The 15,956-nt window shown below is 61.5% G+C and carries 15 protein-coding genes; 10 read left to right on the top strand and 5 right to left on the bottom strand.

Annotated features, from left to right (window positions below):
* Positions 1-78: 78 nt before the first annotated feature.
* The 3 genes from ACQK2G_RS06210 to ACQK2G_RS06220 all read right to left on the bottom strand — a co-directional run bounded on the left by ACQK2G_RS06210 (position 79) and on the right by ACQK2G_RS06220 (position 6,135).
* Positions 79-1,149, bottom strand: a complete 1,071-nt coding sequence (locus ACQK2G_RS06210) for an AbrB family transcriptional regulator (protein WP_425404155.1) — start codon at positions 1,147-1,149, stop codon at positions 79-81.
* Positions 1,149-2,117, bottom strand: a complete 969-nt coding sequence (locus ACQK2G_RS06215) for a succinylglutamate desuccinylase (RefSeq protein WP_425404156.1) — start codon at positions 2,115-2,117, stop codon at positions 1,149-1,151. The genes ACQK2G_RS06210 and ACQK2G_RS06215 overlap by 1 nt, the downstream gene beginning before the upstream one ends.
* Positions 2,118-2,439: 322 nt before the next feature.
* The gene (locus ACQK2G_RS06220; RefSeq protein WP_425404157.1) at positions 2,440-6,135 is read right to left on the bottom strand and encodes a vitamin B12-dependent ribonucleotide reductase; all 3,696 of its coding nucleotides are present in this window, start codon (positions 6,133-6,135) and stop codon (positions 2,440-2,442) included.
* 621 nt (positions 6,136-6,756) lie between these two features.
* Here ACQK2G_RS06220 and ACQK2G_RS06225 point away from each other — a divergent pair.
* The 10 genes from ACQK2G_RS06225 to aat all read left to right on the top strand — a co-directional run bounded on the left by ACQK2G_RS06225 (position 6,757) and on the right by aat (position 13,416).
* Positions 6,757-7,119 carry an NADH:ubiquinone oxidoreductase subunit NDUFA12 gene (locus ACQK2G_RS06225; protein ID WP_425404158.1) on the top strand — a complete coding sequence of 121 codons (363 nt, stop codon included), beginning with the start codon at positions 6,757-6,759 and terminating at the stop codon, positions 7,117-7,119.
* A 47-nt stretch (positions 7,120-7,166) separates the two neighbouring features.
* A complete protein-coding gene (locus tag ACQK2G_RS06230; RefSeq protein WP_425404159.1) occupies positions 7,167-7,655 on the top strand; it encodes an MlaD family protein in 489 nt (162 codons plus the stop codon).
* 37 nt (positions 7,656-7,692) lie between these two features.
* Complete coding sequence (gene mlaD, locus ACQK2G_RS06235) at positions 7,693-8,151, top strand: outer membrane lipid asymmetry maintenance protein MlaD (RefSeq protein WP_425404160.1); 459 nt, start codon at positions 7,693-7,695, stop codon at positions 8,149-8,151.
* 53 nt (positions 8,152-8,204) lie between these two features.
* Positions 8,205-8,993 (top strand): class I SAM-dependent methyltransferase, encoded by a 789-nt coding sequence (locus ACQK2G_RS06240; RefSeq protein WP_425404161.1) that lies wholly within the window; start codon positions 8,205-8,207, stop codon positions 8,991-8,993.
* A gap of 75 nt (positions 8,994-9,068) precedes the next feature.
* A complete protein-coding gene (locus ACQK2G_RS06245; protein WP_425404162.1) occupies positions 9,069-9,428 on the top strand; it encodes a DUF2155 domain-containing protein in 360 nt (119 codons plus the stop codon).
* A gap of 164 nt (positions 9,429-9,592) precedes the next feature.
* Positions 9,593-10,138 carry a hypothetical protein gene (locus ACQK2G_RS06250; protein WP_425404163.1) on the top strand — a complete coding sequence of 182 codons (546 nt, stop codon included), beginning with the start codon at positions 9,593-9,595 and terminating at the stop codon, positions 10,136-10,138.
* Positions 10,139-10,298: 160 nt separating this feature from the next.
* A complete protein-coding gene (gene aroQ, locus ACQK2G_RS06255; RefSeq protein ID WP_425404164.1) occupies positions 10,299-10,742 on the top strand; it encodes a type II 3-dehydroquinate dehydratase in 444 nt (147 codons plus the stop codon).
* A gap of 79 nt (positions 10,743-10,821) precedes the next feature.
* Positions 10,822-11,301 (top strand): acetyl-CoA carboxylase biotin carboxyl carrier protein, encoded by a 480-nt coding sequence (accB, locus tag ACQK2G_RS06260; protein WP_425404165.1) that lies wholly within the window; start codon positions 10,822-10,824, stop codon positions 11,299-11,301.
* Between the two features lie 50 nt (positions 11,302-11,351).
* The gene (gene accC, locus ACQK2G_RS06265; RefSeq protein ID WP_425404166.1) at positions 11,352-12,692 is read left to right on the top strand and encodes an acetyl-CoA carboxylase biotin carboxylase subunit; all 1,341 of its coding nucleotides are present in this window, start codon (positions 11,352-11,354) and stop codon (positions 12,690-12,692) included.
* Positions 12,693-12,768: 76 nt separating this feature from the next.
* Positions 12,769-13,416: a leucyl/phenylalanyl-tRNA--protein transferase gene (gene aat / locus ACQK2G_RS06270; protein ID WP_425404167.1), complete on the top strand. Its 648-nt coding sequence runs from the start codon at positions 12,769-12,771 to the stop codon at positions 13,414-13,416.
* Between the two features lie 84 nt (positions 13,417-13,500).
* Here aat and ACQK2G_RS06275 read toward each other — a convergent pair whose 3' ends face one another.
* Both ACQK2G_RS06275 and ACQK2G_RS06280 read right to left on the bottom strand, forming a co-directional pair.
* Positions 13,501-14,634 carry a TauD/TfdA family dioxygenase gene (locus tag ACQK2G_RS06275; protein ID WP_425404168.1) on the bottom strand — a complete coding sequence of 378 codons (1,134 nt, stop codon included), beginning with the start codon at positions 14,632-14,634 and terminating at the stop codon, positions 13,501-13,503.
* 347 nt (positions 14,635-14,981) lie between these two features.
* A complete protein-coding gene (locus ACQK2G_RS06280; RefSeq protein ID WP_425404169.1) occupies positions 14,982-15,869 on the bottom strand; it encodes an ABC transporter substrate-binding protein in 888 nt (295 codons plus the stop codon).
* Positions 15,870-15,956 lie beyond the last annotated feature (87 nt).

The raw sequence follows: 15,956 nt of genomic DNA on the forward strand, positions 1-15,956 counted from the left end.
GGAAAAACCGCCTGTACTCAGATAGATAGGGTGTATTAGCCGCCAATCCAAGCACTTATTGATTGCAAGTGTTGCGGTCTATTCCTGATTTTTTATGCCGGTAAGCTTGAAGAATTGCGGCGCGACGATGACCACATAGGCGATCCGGATGACATGGTGCGAGGCCACGAAGGCGACATCCGCGCCCAGGGCGAGGGCCACCAGCGACATCTCGGCCAGGCCGCCGGGCGCATAGGCGAGGACCACCATCAACGGGTCGAGGTCCGTCATCCAACCGATCCAGATGGCGAAAAGGGCCGTCACCATCAGCATCATGACGGTCGACCCGACCCCCACCTGAATGACGCGCAGGATCTCCTTCGGCGGCACGCCGACGAAGCGGCAGCCAATCACCGTGCCGATGATCCATTGCGCGCCGTTGACGATTTCCAAAGGCGGTTGGGCGGCGGTGATGCCGGCCAGATGGATCGCCGCGCTGACGATCATCGGGCCGACCAGCATTTTTGCCGGAAGGTTCAGGATCTTGGCGATCGGGTAGCCGACCACGATGCAGGACGTCAGGATCGCCATGTCCTGCAGCGGGACGTCGACGATGGAAACGCCGAATTGCGACCGGTCCGACATGTCCAGACCTTCGACCAGACGGAACCAGATCGGAATGATGAAGACGGCGATCAGGATCCGGCTGGCATGGGTCAGGACGATCTTCTTTTCGTCCCCGCCCATCGCGGCCCCGACGATCATCATCTCGTTCAACCCGCCGGGCATGCCGGAGAAATAGGCCGTGACCGGGTCGTATCCCGCGACCTTCCGGAAATAGGGATAGGCGACCATGCCGATCACCCCGACATAGAGCGCCAGCATGGCGATGCTCACCGACCATTCGGCGATATGATCCATCATTTCCGGGCGGAAGCCGCTGCCCAGCATAACGCCCAGGATCATGATCATCGGCGGGCGCAACCGGACGGGCCCCTTCACCGGCAGGCCCAGCAGCGCGGCCAAGAGACAGAAAGTCATCGGACCCAGCATCCAGGGCAGGGGCAGGGTGGCCAGATTGGCCAGATAACCGCCGACGGCGGCGATGCTCAAAGCGAAGCCGACCGGCATCAGCTCAGACGGTTTGGGCGCGTTGAAGGATATCGCCATTACCGCATCACCCGGCCCAGGCGAACCGCCGTTTGTCCTTTTCGCGCGGCATGGCTGGGCATCACCAGGGCGCAGTCGTCATACGGTGTCGTAACCTCCCTGGCGCCGTCCCGGCCGATCACGGTGCCTGCCTGCGCGATCCTTTCCATGCCTTGAAACGGTTCCGTGAAGGCGAAGCTGTCGGCGGTTACCGTGACCACGTCGGTCACGCGCACGACGGTTTGCGATGGGGCGTCGACGGTCAGCCCCTGGCTTTCCAGGAAGCCGTCCTCCGCGATCCCCGCGGCCCGCAGGAAAGCCAGCAGAACCGTCCAGGCCGTGTCGGCCGTCTGGCGACGCCAATGCTGCCCGCATTCGACCAGCAGGGCGTTTCGGCTCGATCCGGGATCGCCGAAGGCGCCGTAGTCGCGCATTCTCACCCCGGCGGCATGACCGGCATCGATAACGATCGTCTGCGGATGACCGACCGACCTGGCAAGATCGGTACCCTTGTCCAACGGGCCCGCCAGCATCATGGCCGGCGACTCGCCGGACATCGAATGAATATCCAGTAGCAGATCGGTTTCGTCGATCAGCGGACGGATCGCCCGCGCGCGCACGAGTTCACGGCTTTGACGCGGCCCATCCAGGACCTCCTTCGACCACAGCCTGTTGAAATCCTCGTCCAGGTAACGGGCCTGGACCGGGTTGGCGGGGTTGAAGGTCTCATAGGCCTCGATATTCGCGAACCCCAGAAGCAATGTGCCTTTTGTCGGACGAAACCCGGTCCGGTACAGACGATCGAGCGCGATGGCGCCGCAGATCTCGTTGCCATGGGTAAGGGCGTTGACCGTCACCGTCGGCCCCGCCGCACCGGATGTGAAACGATGGTAATAGGGAATACCGGTATTGCCGCGCCGATAGGCTGAGAGATCCGGCGCCTGCAGGTCGACTGATGTCCGGGGTGTACCTTGCTGCGTCGGGGGCATCGGGGTTGCGGCCGGTCTTTCCGTGAAATGCCAAAAGGCGTTCTTTTTCTTGCCCGCGTGACGGTGTCGTTTCCATGACCGGAAAGGCATCGCCACGAAGTTTCGCATGAGTATAAGCCGCGCCGCCCGGTGCTGGTAGCTGTTTGACCGGACAGATGTTTTGCAGGTTCGGCACAGTCCATTGCGAGGGCCGCAAGGCGGCGCGCCCTGAGGCGGGATAAGACAGGTGTTTTGTAAAGTGGAGGCTCAACTAGAAAAGGGCCCCGGCAAAAGCCGGGGCCTAGTCACAGGGAGCACCGTGCCGGGATGAGGAACCCCGGCCCTACGAACACCCGCTCGTCGCGCCACAGGTGACGCACTTCATGCAGGTGCCGTTCCTGACGAGGGTGAAGTTTCCGCATTCCCCGCAGGAATCGCCCTCGTAACCCTTGGCTCTAGCCATGCGTACTTGATCTAATCGATCATCAACCGCGATTCGGGTCTCCTCGTCTACCTCTACGGCAACGGTCGTCTCCGTTTTTACAACTTCCACGGCGCTGGCCGTGCCGCCGGCGCCTTTGCCGCTCATGGATACGGGGGACGACCCGCCCGTTGCGGCGGTCTTGGGCGCCGATTTGCCGCCTGAATAGACCGAAAGGGAAGATTTGCGGACGAAGCCGTGCGACGCGACTTTCTGGATCGCTTCCATCGCCGCGCCGAACTCCTCCGGTGCCTGGCCTTCCTTCTCGCCGCCGCCCATGGAGTCGGGAAGCATGCCGCCCGGGGGCACATGGGCCAGATCTTCCCGCGCCAGATAGCTGATCGCCAATTCGCGGAAGATGTAATCGAGCACCGACGTCGCCATCTTGATCGCTTCGTTGCCTTCGACCATGCCCGAGGGCTCGAACCGGGTGAAGGTATAAGCGTCGACGAATTCCTCCAGCGGCACGCCGTATTGCAGGCCGATGGAAACCGCGATGGCGAAGTTGTTCATCAGCGACCGGAAGGCGGCGCCTTCCTTGTGCATGTCGATGAAGATCTCACCGATCGAACCGTCCTCGTATTCGCCGGTCCGCAGATAGACCTTGTGGCCGCCGACGATCGCCTTCTGGGTATAGCCCTTGCGGCGATGCGGCATCTTCCGGCGTTCGGAGACGCGTTCGATGATCCGCTCGACGATCTTTTCCGCGATGACCGGCGCGGCGGCCGCGGCCGGCGCTTCCATCACCTCTTCCAGATCGTCCTCTTCCGCGTCGTCGAACAGGGCCGCCGAGAGGGGCTGGCTGAGCTTCGAGCCGTCGCGATACAATGCGTTCGCTTTCAGGCCCAGGCGCCAGCTCAACAGATAGGCTTCCTTGCATTCATCGACCGTCGCCGAATTCGGCATGTTGATGGTCTTGGAAATCGCGCCGGAGATGAACGGCTGCGCGGCCGCCATCATCAGGATGTGGCTGTCGGTCGACAGGAACCGCTTGCCGTTCCGCCCGCAGGGATTGGCGCAATCGAAGACCGGAAGATGTTCCGACTTCAGATGCGGCGCGCCTTCCAGGGTCATGGCCCCGCAGCAATAGACGTTCGCCTCGTCGATATCCTTCTTGCTGAAGCCCATGGCCGACAGCATGTCGAAGCTGAAATCGTCCAGCTGTTGCTGCGTGAAGCCCAGACGGTCAATGCAGAGTTCCTCGCCCAGCGTCCATTTATTGAAGGCGAATTTGATGTCGAAGGCGCTGGCCAGGGCCGTTTCCAGCTTGGCTAGGTCTTCCTCGTCGAAACCGCGCTCACGCAGGCTGTTGTGGTTGATCTTCGGCGCGTTCTTCAGCGTGCCGTTGCCGACCGCGTAACGGATGATGTCGCTGGTTTCCTTTTCGGAATAGCCCAGCGTCGACAAGGCTTCGGGAACCGTGCGGTTGATGATCTTGAAATAGCCGCCGCCGGCGAGCTTCTTGAACTTCACCAGCGCGAAGTCGGGCTCGATCCCGGTCGTGTCGCAGTCCATGACCAGACCGATCGTGCCGGTCGGCGCGATCACCGTGGACTGGGCGTTGCGGTATCCGTGTTCCTCGCCCATGCGAACCGCGTCGACCCAGGAGCGACCGGCCGCTTCGACCAGATCGGCCTGCGGGCAATTCTTGGTGTCGAGCGGAACCGGCGGGATCGACAGACCTTCGTAGCCGTCGCGGTTGCCGAGCGCCGCGTTCTTATGGTTGCGCATGACGCGCAGCATGGCGTCCGCGTTTTCCGCATGCCCCGGGAAGGGGCCAAGCTCGCCGGCCATTTCCGCGCTCGTCTTGTAGGCGACGCCGGTCATCAGGGCGGTGATGGCACCGCACAGCGCGCGGCCTTCTTCCGAGTCGTAGCTGAGGCCGGAGGCCATCAGCAGGCCGCCGATATTGGCATAGCCGAGGCCCAGGGTACGGAACTTGTAGGAAAGATCCGCGATTTCCTTGGACGGGAACTGCGCCATCAGGACCGAGATTTCCAACGCGATGGTCCACAGGCGGACCGCATGTTCGAACATCGGAACGTCGAAGGACCCATCCTCCTTGCGGAAGGTCATCAGGTTCAACGAGGCCAGGTTACAGGCCGTATCGTCCAGGAACATGTATTCGGAACACGGGTTGGACGCATTGATCCGACCCGAATTCGGGCAGGTATGCCATTCGTTGATGGTCGTATCGTACTGCGTGCCCGGATCGGCGCTGGCCCAGGCGGCATGCGCGATCTTTTCCCAGAGCTCGTCGGCCTTCAGCGTCTTGGTCACCTTTCCGTCCCGGCGGGAAGTGAGGTTCCAATCGTCATGCTTTTCGACCGCTTCCAGGAAGTCGTTCGTCAGTCGCACGGTATTGTTCGCGTTCTGGCCGCTGACCGTCAGATAGGCTTCCGAATCCCAGTCGGTGTCATAGGTCGGGAATTCGATGCCGGTATAACCCTGGCGCGCGAACTGGATGACGCGCTGAACATAGTTTTCCGGGATCAACGCTTTCCGGGCGGCCCGGATTTCCTGTTTCAGGACCGGGTTCACCTTCGGGTCGAAGGCGGCGTCGCCCTCGGCGCCGCCGGCGTGGCAGGCCGCCATGATCGCGTTCAGGTGTTTGGCGTGCAGCTTTGAGCCGGTGACGATGGAGGCGACCTTCTGCTCTTCCTTCACCTTCCAGTCGATGAAGTCCTCGACATCCGGATGGTCGATGTCGACGACGACCATCTTGGCGGCGCGCCGGGTGGTGCCGCCGGACTTGATGGCGCCGGCGGCGCGGTCGCCGATCTTCAGGAAGGACATCAGGCCGGAGGACTTGCCGCCGCCCGACAGGCGTTCGCCTTCGCCGCGGATGGCGGAGAAGTTCGTGCCGGTGCCGGAGCCGTATTTGAACAACCGCGCCTCACGCACCCAAAGGTCCATGATGCCGTTTTCATTCACCAGATCGTCCTTCACGGACTGGATGAAGCAGGCATGGGGCTGCGGATGCTCGTAGGCGGATTTCGACTTCGTCAGTTTGCCGGTGCGATAGTCGACATAGTAGTGGCCCTGGCCCGGGCCATCGATTCCATAGGCCCAGTGCAGGCCTGTGTTGAACCATTGCGGGCTGTTCGGCGCCGACATCTGCTTCGCCAGCATGTAGCGCATTTCGTCGTAATAGGCGCGGGCGTCGTCCTCGGCATCGAAATAGCCGCCCTTCCAGCCCCAATAGGTCCAGGCGCCGGCCAGGCGGTCGAAAACCTGGGTCGCGGAGATTTCGGAGCCGAAGCGGTCTTCCTCTTCCATATCCGCCATGGCGTCTTCATCGGGAACGCGGCGGAACAGCCAGGAGGGGACATCCTTTTCCTTCACCGGCTTCGACTTGGCGGGGACGCCGGCCTTGCGGAAGTACTTCTGGGCCAGAACGTCGGCGGCGACCTGGCTCCAGGACGTTGGCACTTCGACATTTTCCAGTTTGAAAACGACCGTGCCGTCGGGATTGCGAATCTCGCTCGTCGTCAGCCGGAACTCGATACCTTCATAGGGTGACTCGCCGACTTTCGTGAAACGCCGCTCAATACGCATGCCAGATCTCTCCCAAATTGCCCCTGTTTCCGCCCCTGGATGGGGCCCGGTTCAGACGGAGGTGACGACCTCTTCGACCCGACCTGAACCCGGCCCGAACAGCCCCTTAAGGTGGCTGGGCGGAAAACTGTTAACCCTATCAATCACTTGTGCCGATCCACGCGATGGGGCGAACTTTTACGCTTTTGTTTCAAGCGCCGCCGCTATATCTTGTGTTGGCTCGTCGGGAAGGATACATCATCTGGATAGGCGCGCAACAGTAAATCACCCCCACCGCGGCACTTTTTTCTTGCGATAATCTTCTTCGCCAAGGAAAACTGCGGCCTACAGCAAGTAAAGCCGAAGTAACGCGAAGAGAAACTGAATATCGGCGTGGCGGCGGTATTTGGATTCTGGTGTTGCCGCACATGGAATCGGGGCAAAATCGATCGCTTGGCGGTCGCTCCATGCGGCATTTCAGATGAATTTTCGGCCCTATATCCTGCCCGGACAGGCCGGTGCGCACTTACCTTGTCGGTGCCGCAAGCCGTAGGCGGTCCAACGAAGGCTCGGTGGCTGGACAGAGGTGGGGGCTTGGGCCATATTCGCCGCTCATTCGAGACAACGGCTTCGGATACACTCATGGCGAACGCAATCACCCGCGTCATCACCTGGCTGAACGGCGAGCGTGTGGGCGAAGACGAATATGGAAATGTCTATTATCAGGCCCGTAAGGCGCCGGCATCCGGCCGTCGCCGGCGCTGGGTCGTCTATGCGCGCGGCGGTGACGAGGCGAGCCGGGTGCCGCCGGAGTTCCACGCCTGGCTGCACTACACGATCAACGATCTGCCGGCCAAGGACCGCGGTAAGAAATATGCCTGGTTGCGGGACCATGCGCCGAATCCGACCGGTACCGCGGCGGCATACCGCCCGCCGGGCCACACGTTGCAGGGCGGCAAGCGTGACCATGCCACCGGCGATTACGAAGCCTGGATGCCCGAATAGGGAAGGGCCGGGCTTGGGCCCGGCCGTTACCGGCAAACGGCGCGCAGATGCTTCTTAAATCAGACAAGAACAACATATTGGTGGGGGCCGCGGTCATCGGGGTCATCGTGACCTATATGGTCTACGGTTATTTGTCCGACCGCCCCGGCAGCGCTGAAGACGGATACCGACTGACCGCGAAGTTCCGGTCGATCGACGGTATCGTCGAGGGTAGCAACGTGATGCTCGCGGGGCTCACCGTGGGTAAGGTGACCCGCACGGATTTCGATCCGGAAACCAATAACGCGATATTGACGATATCCGTCAGGGACGGGATCGAACTGCCGCTCGATTCGGTGGCGATGATCGTCAGCGACGGGGTGTTCGGCAGCAAGTTCGTCAAGATCGCCCCGGGCGGCGAGTTGGACATGTTGGAGCCCGGCGACCAGTTCGAATATGTCCAGGATTCCGTGATCTTCGAGGAATTGCTTGAGAAAGTGATTCTGGCGGCGGAAGCGAAGAGGCGTGCGGCCAAGGAAGCGCGGCAAGCAGATTAAGGGGCCGTTACAAGCGACGGACTTGAAAGGAATTTCGATGAAACGCAGCGCCATAGAAACCGTGTTGGGGGCCGTCGTGCTTCTGGTGGCGGCCGTCTTCATGGTCCTTGCCTACAATACCACGGATATCAAACCGACCAGCGGCTATGAACTGATCGGCAAGTTCTACGCGGTGGACGGGTTGACCGTCGGATCGGATGTGCGGATTGGCGGTGTGAAGGTCGGCGCTGTCATCGATCAATATATCGACCCGGAACTCTATCAGGCGGTCGTCAAAATCTCGGTCAAGGATACGATCAAGGTGCCGGAGGATTCGACCGCGTCCGTGTCCAGCAGTGGATTGCTGGGCGGGAAATACCTGAAGATCGATCCGGGCAGTTCCTCCACCCTGCTCAAGAACGGTGAGGAGATCACGCAGACCAAGGATGTGGTCGCTCTTGAAGAACTGCTGGGCAAGGTCATCTTTCTGGTGACCGATCAGGATATCGATCAGTAGTCACTGCAAACCCGGGCCGCGGATGGTGCGGCCCCCAGCGGCGGGGTGGTTCCATGGTGGGCGATACAGGGGTGGGCGATACAGGGCAGCAGGTAACCCAGAAATGGGACCCGTCCCGTTATCAGACGAATGCCGGCTTCGTTCCGAAACTCGGCCGTCCGGTTCTGGAAATGGCCGCGCCGGTCGCAGGCGAACGTGTCCTGGATCTGGGCTGCGGCGATGGTGTGCTGACCGAGGAGATCGTCGCGCTCGGCTGTACCGTGGTCGGGGTCGATTTCAGCGCGGATCAGATCGAAGCCGCGCGGGAGCGTGGCCTCGACGCCCATGTGATGGATGGGCAGAAGCTGACTTTCCAGAATGAATTCGACCTGGTCCTGTCCAATGCCGCCATGCATTGGATGCCGGACCAGTCCGCCGTGATCGACGGTGTCTGGCGCGCCTTGAAACCGGGCGGCCGGTTCGCCTGCGAAATGGGCGGCGGCGACAATGTCGGCAAAATCCGGCGGGCGGTGCGAACCGCGCTTTCCGCGCGCGGCTTCGATGCTGACGCGATGGATCCCTGGACCTTTCCAGGCGTGGTCGACCAGCGCGCCCGACTGGAGGACCAAGGCTTCACGGTCGAGAGCATCAAACTGATCGACCGCCCCACGCCGCTGCCAGGTGATATCGAAGGTTGGCTCTGGACGTTCTGTGAGAGCTTCCTGATGGCTGCGCCGGAAGAGGAGCGCGCCGGTATCATCGAAGATGTGCGGTCGGCCCTAGATCCCATATTGCGTGACGAGAACGGCGTCTGGATCGCCGATTACGTCCGCCTTCGCTTCCTTGCGCATAAACCGGCCTGATTGATCCTGACCATGCGATTCCTGAAACCTTCGACAGTCACAGTATTTGCAGCGGTTTTTTGCACGGGGATCGGCGTGTCCGCCGCGGCGTTCGCCTTCCCGGGCGACAAGGTGATCATGCAGGGCCTGGACAAGGTCACCGCCCGGATCTCGACCTTTGAAATCGCGCTCGAGGAAGAGGTCGCCTTCGGCGCGTTGCGGATACGGTTGCGCGCCTGCGACCGCAGACCGCCCGAGGAGCCGCCGGAATCGGCCGCTTTCCTGGAGGTCATAGAGGTTCGGCCCGATGAACGGCCGGTGACGCTCTTTACCGGTTGGATGTTCGCTTCGAGCCCGGCACTGTCGGCGGTGGAGCACCCGGTCTACGATGTCTGGGTCAAGGAATGCGTGGCATCCGAACCGTTGGACGCCGCCCCGGCCGAGCCGGCCCAATAACCGTCTCAAGACAGACAGGTCCCGACCAAGACGACCATTGCGGCCTGTTTTCCGGGGTTACGCTGATTTGTACCGATTGCCGTCTAATGCCGTTCCAGCTTTCCAATCGACGATGCTAGAGTCCGGGTGAGGGGCGCAACCGGTTTGACGCGGGTGATTTTCGCATGAAGGTCTTCGGGGAAGGGGGACGGGTCCGGCGCGTGCGCATCGCCACCGTTGTGGTTGCCTGCCTCGCGGCAGGGTTGTGGTTCGCCGCTGTGGAATTGTGGCGGGCCCCTCTGGTGCCGCTTGAAGTGACCTGTCTGACAGTCACCGCCGATGGAACGGATGGCGACTACCGGACGCTCGATTTCGATAGGACGACGTCGGAGTTCCGCGCGGCCTTGCGCCGGGAACTGGAAGCCAGCGGTCAGACGGTGGAGGATACGGGCGGGCGTCTTCGCCTCTCCTTGGCCGGCACGTCCTCTTCTTCGATCTTCGCGGCCGACGGCCCCGTCGACTCGCCGGAAACCTTTGCCCATTGGGTGTCCTATGGCGCGATGTTGCGGCTGATTCAAGCACGCCTCGATCTGGGGCTTCTGAACAGACAAACACTTGAGACATTTACCGTCACCAATCCGGCGACCGGCAGCCGACGGGTGCTGGACCCCGGGAACTGCAAAGTCATGGAGCAGTTCGTGCTGATCGGGGGCCGTTTCGCCGCGGAGTGAGCCCCCTGCGCCAGAGCATTGTCCCCTCCGGTTTTGTTTGCCCGCATTGTTTACAAAGGGACTCTCCCCTAGAACAGTTTGACGCGAACGGTCACACAAAGGCCGCCGCGGACGGTCTTTGTTGTAACAAGCCCGGACGGGAAGATTTGGGAGGGGCGCAATGGCGCAAAAGAAGGTCCTGGTCTTGAACGGACCCAATTTGAACATGCTCGGCCTGCGACAGCCGGAGATCTACGGCACGATGTCGCTGGAGGATCTGGACGGTATCTGTGTCGAGGCGGCGAAGGATGTCGGCTGGACCGCGGATTGCCGGCAATCGAACATGGAAGGCGAGTTGGTGGGCTGGATCCACGAAGCGCGGACCGAGTTCGACGGGATCGTCATCAATGCGGGGGCCTATACGCATACCTCCGTGGCATTGCGGGATGCGATCTCTGCGGCCGAGACACCGACGATCGAGGTGCATCTGTCCAATATCCATAAGCGCGAAAGTTTTCGGCATCATTCCTACCTGACCCCGGTCGCGGTCGGTATGATCTGCGGGCTTGGCGCGCATGGTTATGTGCTGGGCATTCAGGCGCTGGCCCGAATGGCGGCGGAATAGGCCGGTATTCTTACCGCGCTGCGAAAGTTAGGATGGAAGTGGCGGGCCGAAGCCGCTAGATAAGCTGCGAAACACTGGAATGAAAACGGGTTCCGACAAAATGGCGAAGCTGACGGTTGATACGAATCTGGTCGATGTCCTGGCAGACCTGATGGAAAAGAAGGGGCTGACCGAAGTCGAAGTGACGGTGGGCGACCAGACCCTCAGATTGTCCAAGGGCGGCACGGCACAGGCGGTCACGCATGTCGCTGCCGCGCCCGTCGCCGCGCCGGCCGCGCCCGCGGCCATGGCTCCGGTCGCTGCGGCGGCCGCGCCGTCGGATCATCCGGGCGCCGTAAAGTCGCCGATGGTCGGCACCGTGTATATGAGCCCGCAGCCGGGCAGCCCCGCCTTCATATCTGTCGGCGATACGGTGACCCAGGGCCAGACACTGTTGATCGTCGAGGCGATGAAGGTCATGAACCCGATCCCCGCGCCGCGCGCCGGCAAGGTGACCGCCATCCTGGTGGACGACTCGGAACCGGTCGAATTCGACCAGCCGCTGGTTGTTCTGGAATAGGCCTGGGGCGGCTTGCGGCACTGTGCACGGATTGATGAGCGGAGGCGGGCGTGTTCGATAAGGTTCTGATCGCCAACCGGGGGGAAATCGCACTGCGAATCCACCGGGCTTGCAAGGAAATGGGCATTCAGACGGTGGCGATCCATTCGACCGCCGATGCCGATGCCATGCATGTGCGCCTGGCTGACGAAGCGGTCTGTATCGGTCCGCCGGCGCCCAAGGACAGCTATCTGAACATGGCCGCGATCCTGTCGGCGGCGAATATCACCGGCGCGGATGCAGTGCATCCGGGGGTCGGTTTCCTGGCAGAGAATGCCGATTTCGCCGAGATGGTGGAAGAGCACGGCCATGTCTTCATCGGGCCGACGCCGGAACACATCCGCATCATGGGCGACAAGATTGCCGCCAAGGAAAAGGCGCGGGAGATCGGGATACCGGTCGTGCCCGGATCCGACGGCGGTATCGAGACGGACGAGGAAGCCTTCGCCGTCGCCAAGGAAGTCGGCTTTCCGCTGATCGTTAAGGCCGCGGCCGGCGGTGGCGGGCGTGGCATGAAGGTGGCCGAGAGCATGGACCGGCTGTCGGAAGCGCTGTCGCTGTGCCGGACCGAAGCCAAGGCGGCCTTCGGAGACGATGCCGTTTACATGGAACGTTATCTGGGGCATCCGCGCCATATCGAGGTGCAGGTCCTGGCCGACGGGCAAGGCAACTGCATCCATCTGGGGGAGCGCGACTGCTCGCTGCAGCGACGCCACCAGAAAGTGGTCGAGGAAGCGCCCAGCCCGGCGCTGAACGCCGCTGAGCGTGAGAAAATCGGCAAGACCGTCACGGACGCCTTGTCGAAAATGAACTACCGAAGCGCCGGTACCATCGAGTTCCTGTACGAGGACGGCGAGTTCTTCTTCATCGAGATGAATACCCGCCTGCAGGTCGAACACCCGATCAGCGAGATGATTTGCGGGATCGATCTTGTGCGCGAGCAGATCAGGGTCGCCACGGGCGCGCCGCTGGCGATCAAGCAGGAAGACATCGCGTTCAGCGGCCACGCGATCGAATGCCGCATAACGGCCGAGAATCCGGAAACCTTTGCGCCGTCGCCGGGCCGGATCACGGATTATCATGCGCCGGGCGGGTTGGGCGTTCGCGTCGATTCGCACCTCTATTCCGGCTATTCCATACCCCCGTATTACGACAGCCTCATTTCCAAGCTGATCGTGCACGGCAATACCCGCAACGAGTGTCTGATGCGGTTGCGGCGGGCCTTGGAAGAATATGTCATTGGCGGAATCAAGACGACGATTCCCTTGCATGAACGTATCATTATAGAGCAAGCTTTCATCAACGGCGACTACGACATCCACTGGCTGGAACGCTGGATGGGTCTCAAGTAGCGGTTTCTCTCCTCCGGGCATCAGGCTTTGGCGGGGTAGGGCCGACAAGAGTGGCGCCGATACGCAACGGGGCGCCATGGAACCGCTTGATCTGACACCGGATATGCTGCTGCGGGCCTATGCGATCGGGGTTTTCCCGATGGCGGAGGACCGGGACGATCCGGATTTGTTCTGGATCGATCCGCGCATGCGGGGCGTGATGCCCTTCGACCGTTTCCATGTGCCGCGGCGGTTGGCCAAGACGGTTCGGCAAGGCCGTTACCATGTGACCTTCGATCACGCTTTTGAAGAGGTGATGGAGGGCTGCGCGGAGATGACGTCCCGCCGGCCGCGGACCTGGATCAACGACAAGATCCTGACGCTCTACACCTCGCTCTATCGCATGGACCACGCCCATTCGGTGGAAGTCTGGGACAAGGGGGAACTTGTCGGCGGCCTTTACGGCGTGTCGCTGGGCGGGGCCTTTTTCGGGGAAAGCATGTTCAGTCGGGCGCGGGATGCCAGCAAGGTCGGCCTCGTCCATCTGGTCGCCCGCCTGACCCGCGGCGGCTACACCTTGCTGGACAGCCAGTTCGTGACCCGCCATCTGGAAAACTTCGGCGCCATCGAACTGCCGCGCGCCGAATACCGGACCCTGCTGGCGGAATCCATTGGCCATGACGCGGATTTTCACCGCGATTACTTCGACGGCGAAGTGATCGAGTTCCTGCGCGGATTGAAGTGATTTTTCGCTATTGAGGTATTGAGTCCGATCTCCGCTCCAAGTGCTTGGTGCGGAATCACTATTCCGTGTTCTTCATTTGGTGTCTCAGCGCGCCTGTCGCGTTGCCAGACGGTTCTGGAGGACGCGTATTCTTCCCATCATATCCGCCCAATCCACATAGCAGCCGCGCAAATGCCGTGCCCCGGTATTGGGGTCGAAAGCGGTGCGACCGTGAAGCGTGCGGCGGTTATTGAAGGCGAAGACATCGCCAGGACGGCTCTTCAAGTCGAACCGGTACTTCGGGTCGTAGGTCAATGCGAGGAAGGCACGGTAGGCGCGATAGTAGGCAACGGACTCTTCCGGGTCCAAATCCAGGACATCGGTCAGATGCCGGTTCCAATTGACTTCTACCGGCTCGCCGCGGGCGTCCTCTCGTACAACAGGCCGGCTGTAGCGGATATCGCAGTCGTCGTCGAAATAGCGGCTTGGGATAGCGACATCCCTCAGCAGGCGATAGGCGTCCGGGTTGCTGGCGCGAAGGTCTTCGGCCATACGAATGCCGTCGGCGAAAATCGAAACGCCGCCTTCCGCCTCGTTCCGCAGGGTGTGAAGAAACTGGAAACCGGGCGGTGTTTCCTGGTTCGCAAGGTCGGTGTGGAGCGGTAGAGCTTCGGCCGTATAGGCCTGGTTGGTCGGATTCGGCTTCGAGAGTACCTCAAACACCTTTCCGAAATTGGTTTCTCGCAAATGCGCGATGCGCCGGCAAAGCGCCTCCAGAAGGCCGACTTCCGGAGGTGTGTTCTCGACCACCGTGAGGCCCCAGCGTGCAATGTCCTCCAACCATGCGAGCAAGGCGTTGTCATCGTCCAGGATGGCGTCGTGCTCGTGCCGCGGCAGGCGTTTAGCGAAACTACCGTCCCAACTCTCAGGAATGACCGGTGCGGCGGCGCGGCGTCCTTTTTCCTGAAACTGCTTGCGCAGGAATTCACTGTCGAACCGCGTGACATGGCCGTCTTCCCAGGTCAGCGTGATTGCGTTGCCGTTTTCGACGACACTGCTGGCAACCAGATGCGGTTCTTCCGGAATGGAGAGCAGGTCGAAGACTCGCTCACCGGTTTCGGGATGAAAACCCATTGGATCATGGTCCCGTAGCCAGATCAGCGCATGGCGGGACGGGGGCGCATCGGCCCAGTCGACGGTCAGGAAAAGAGTGTCATAGTTCAAGGAGGAAATGGACACGCGCACGTTTCTCCAACAGCGTTCAGGGTGAACGAATTCGACCGGTTCCAACGGCCGCTCCGGCCAGAATGTTGCGGCGCACCATCAATTGCCATCGAAAAAATGACACCTGCCGGTGAGCGGATTGAAGCCTCCTAAGCCGCGCTTGCTGTCTTGGGAAAATGAGTCCGGTGTCGCCGGCAACCGATTGAGGCGGAATCGTAAAACGCGATTGTTGATGTGGCTTCTGAAGGGGGCGGCAAGCTGGCTGGGTGGTCAGATCCCACCCAACTCTGCCAGATGCCGGGACGTCACAGTGGGAGACGCACCTGCCACGGTCAGACCATCGGGGGGCAGACCATCGGGGGTCAGACCTTCGGCGGCAGGGCGCAGACCTGATCGTAGGCGAAGCGCTCGGTGATCACGCCATTATAGGCGAAGATGTCCAAGGTCGCCTCATAGGCCTCTTTCGTGATCTCGATATGCGGCGTCCAGGTGCCGAGCTTCTGGTACGCCTCGATGCACTTGGCCAGGACCGCCTCGTCGATTTTCGGGAAATAGGGTTTCTCCGTCCTGGCGATTTCCGCCGCGGGCGTCTCGTTCATATAGCGACGGGTCTTGATGTAGGCGCGCGTGAAGGCCTTGGCCATGTCGGTTTCGAGCCAGTCGCGGGTCGTCGCCAGGCTTGAGAATCCACAGGGCCCGATCTGCTTGCCGACCTGCGCGACCACATGGCCGATCCCGTCCGCCTCCAATTGCTGCGGGAAGGGACCCTGCTGCTGCACATAGGTTCCTTCTCCCGCCCGGAAGGCGGCATCGATATCGGCTGCGTTGCCCGGATGGATCGCCTTGATCTTGGCGAAGTCGATGCCGGCCTTGTGGCAGGCATATTTGAACATGGCCAGCGGCTGGCCGCCGCCGAACAGAACCACTTCTGCGCCTTCCAGCTTTTTCCAGGCGAAGTCCGGGTCCGGTTCCCGCCCGGTAAGGAAGAACCCGTCCATCTCGTTGACCTGCGCGAAATGCACGGCCGGCGGGACCTCGCCCTTGTTCAGCGGTCCGAAGGCCTGACTCAGCGCCGATTGCACTACATGCGCGCTGCCATTCTTCAGGGATTCGATTGCCGTCACGCCGGGGGGCGACACCGACCATTCCGGTTCCAGCCCTTCCTCTGCCAGGAACCCGCCGGACATGGTGGAAATCAGCGGCGAATAGAAGGCGGAGAAGAGCGTGAACTGAATGTTGATCTTGGCCATTGTCTGGTCTCCCTGAGCATCGTGTCTTTATCGTTGCGGGGATGGTAGCACGCTCTGCGGTGCTGGCGAGTGGCCAATGGTTCAATG

Origin of the sequence: Hwanghaeella sp. (assembly GCF_965227365.1) — a bacterium.
Taxonomy (GTDB): Bacteria; Pseudomonadota; Alphaproteobacteria; order UBA8366; family Aestuariispiraceae; genus Hwanghaeella.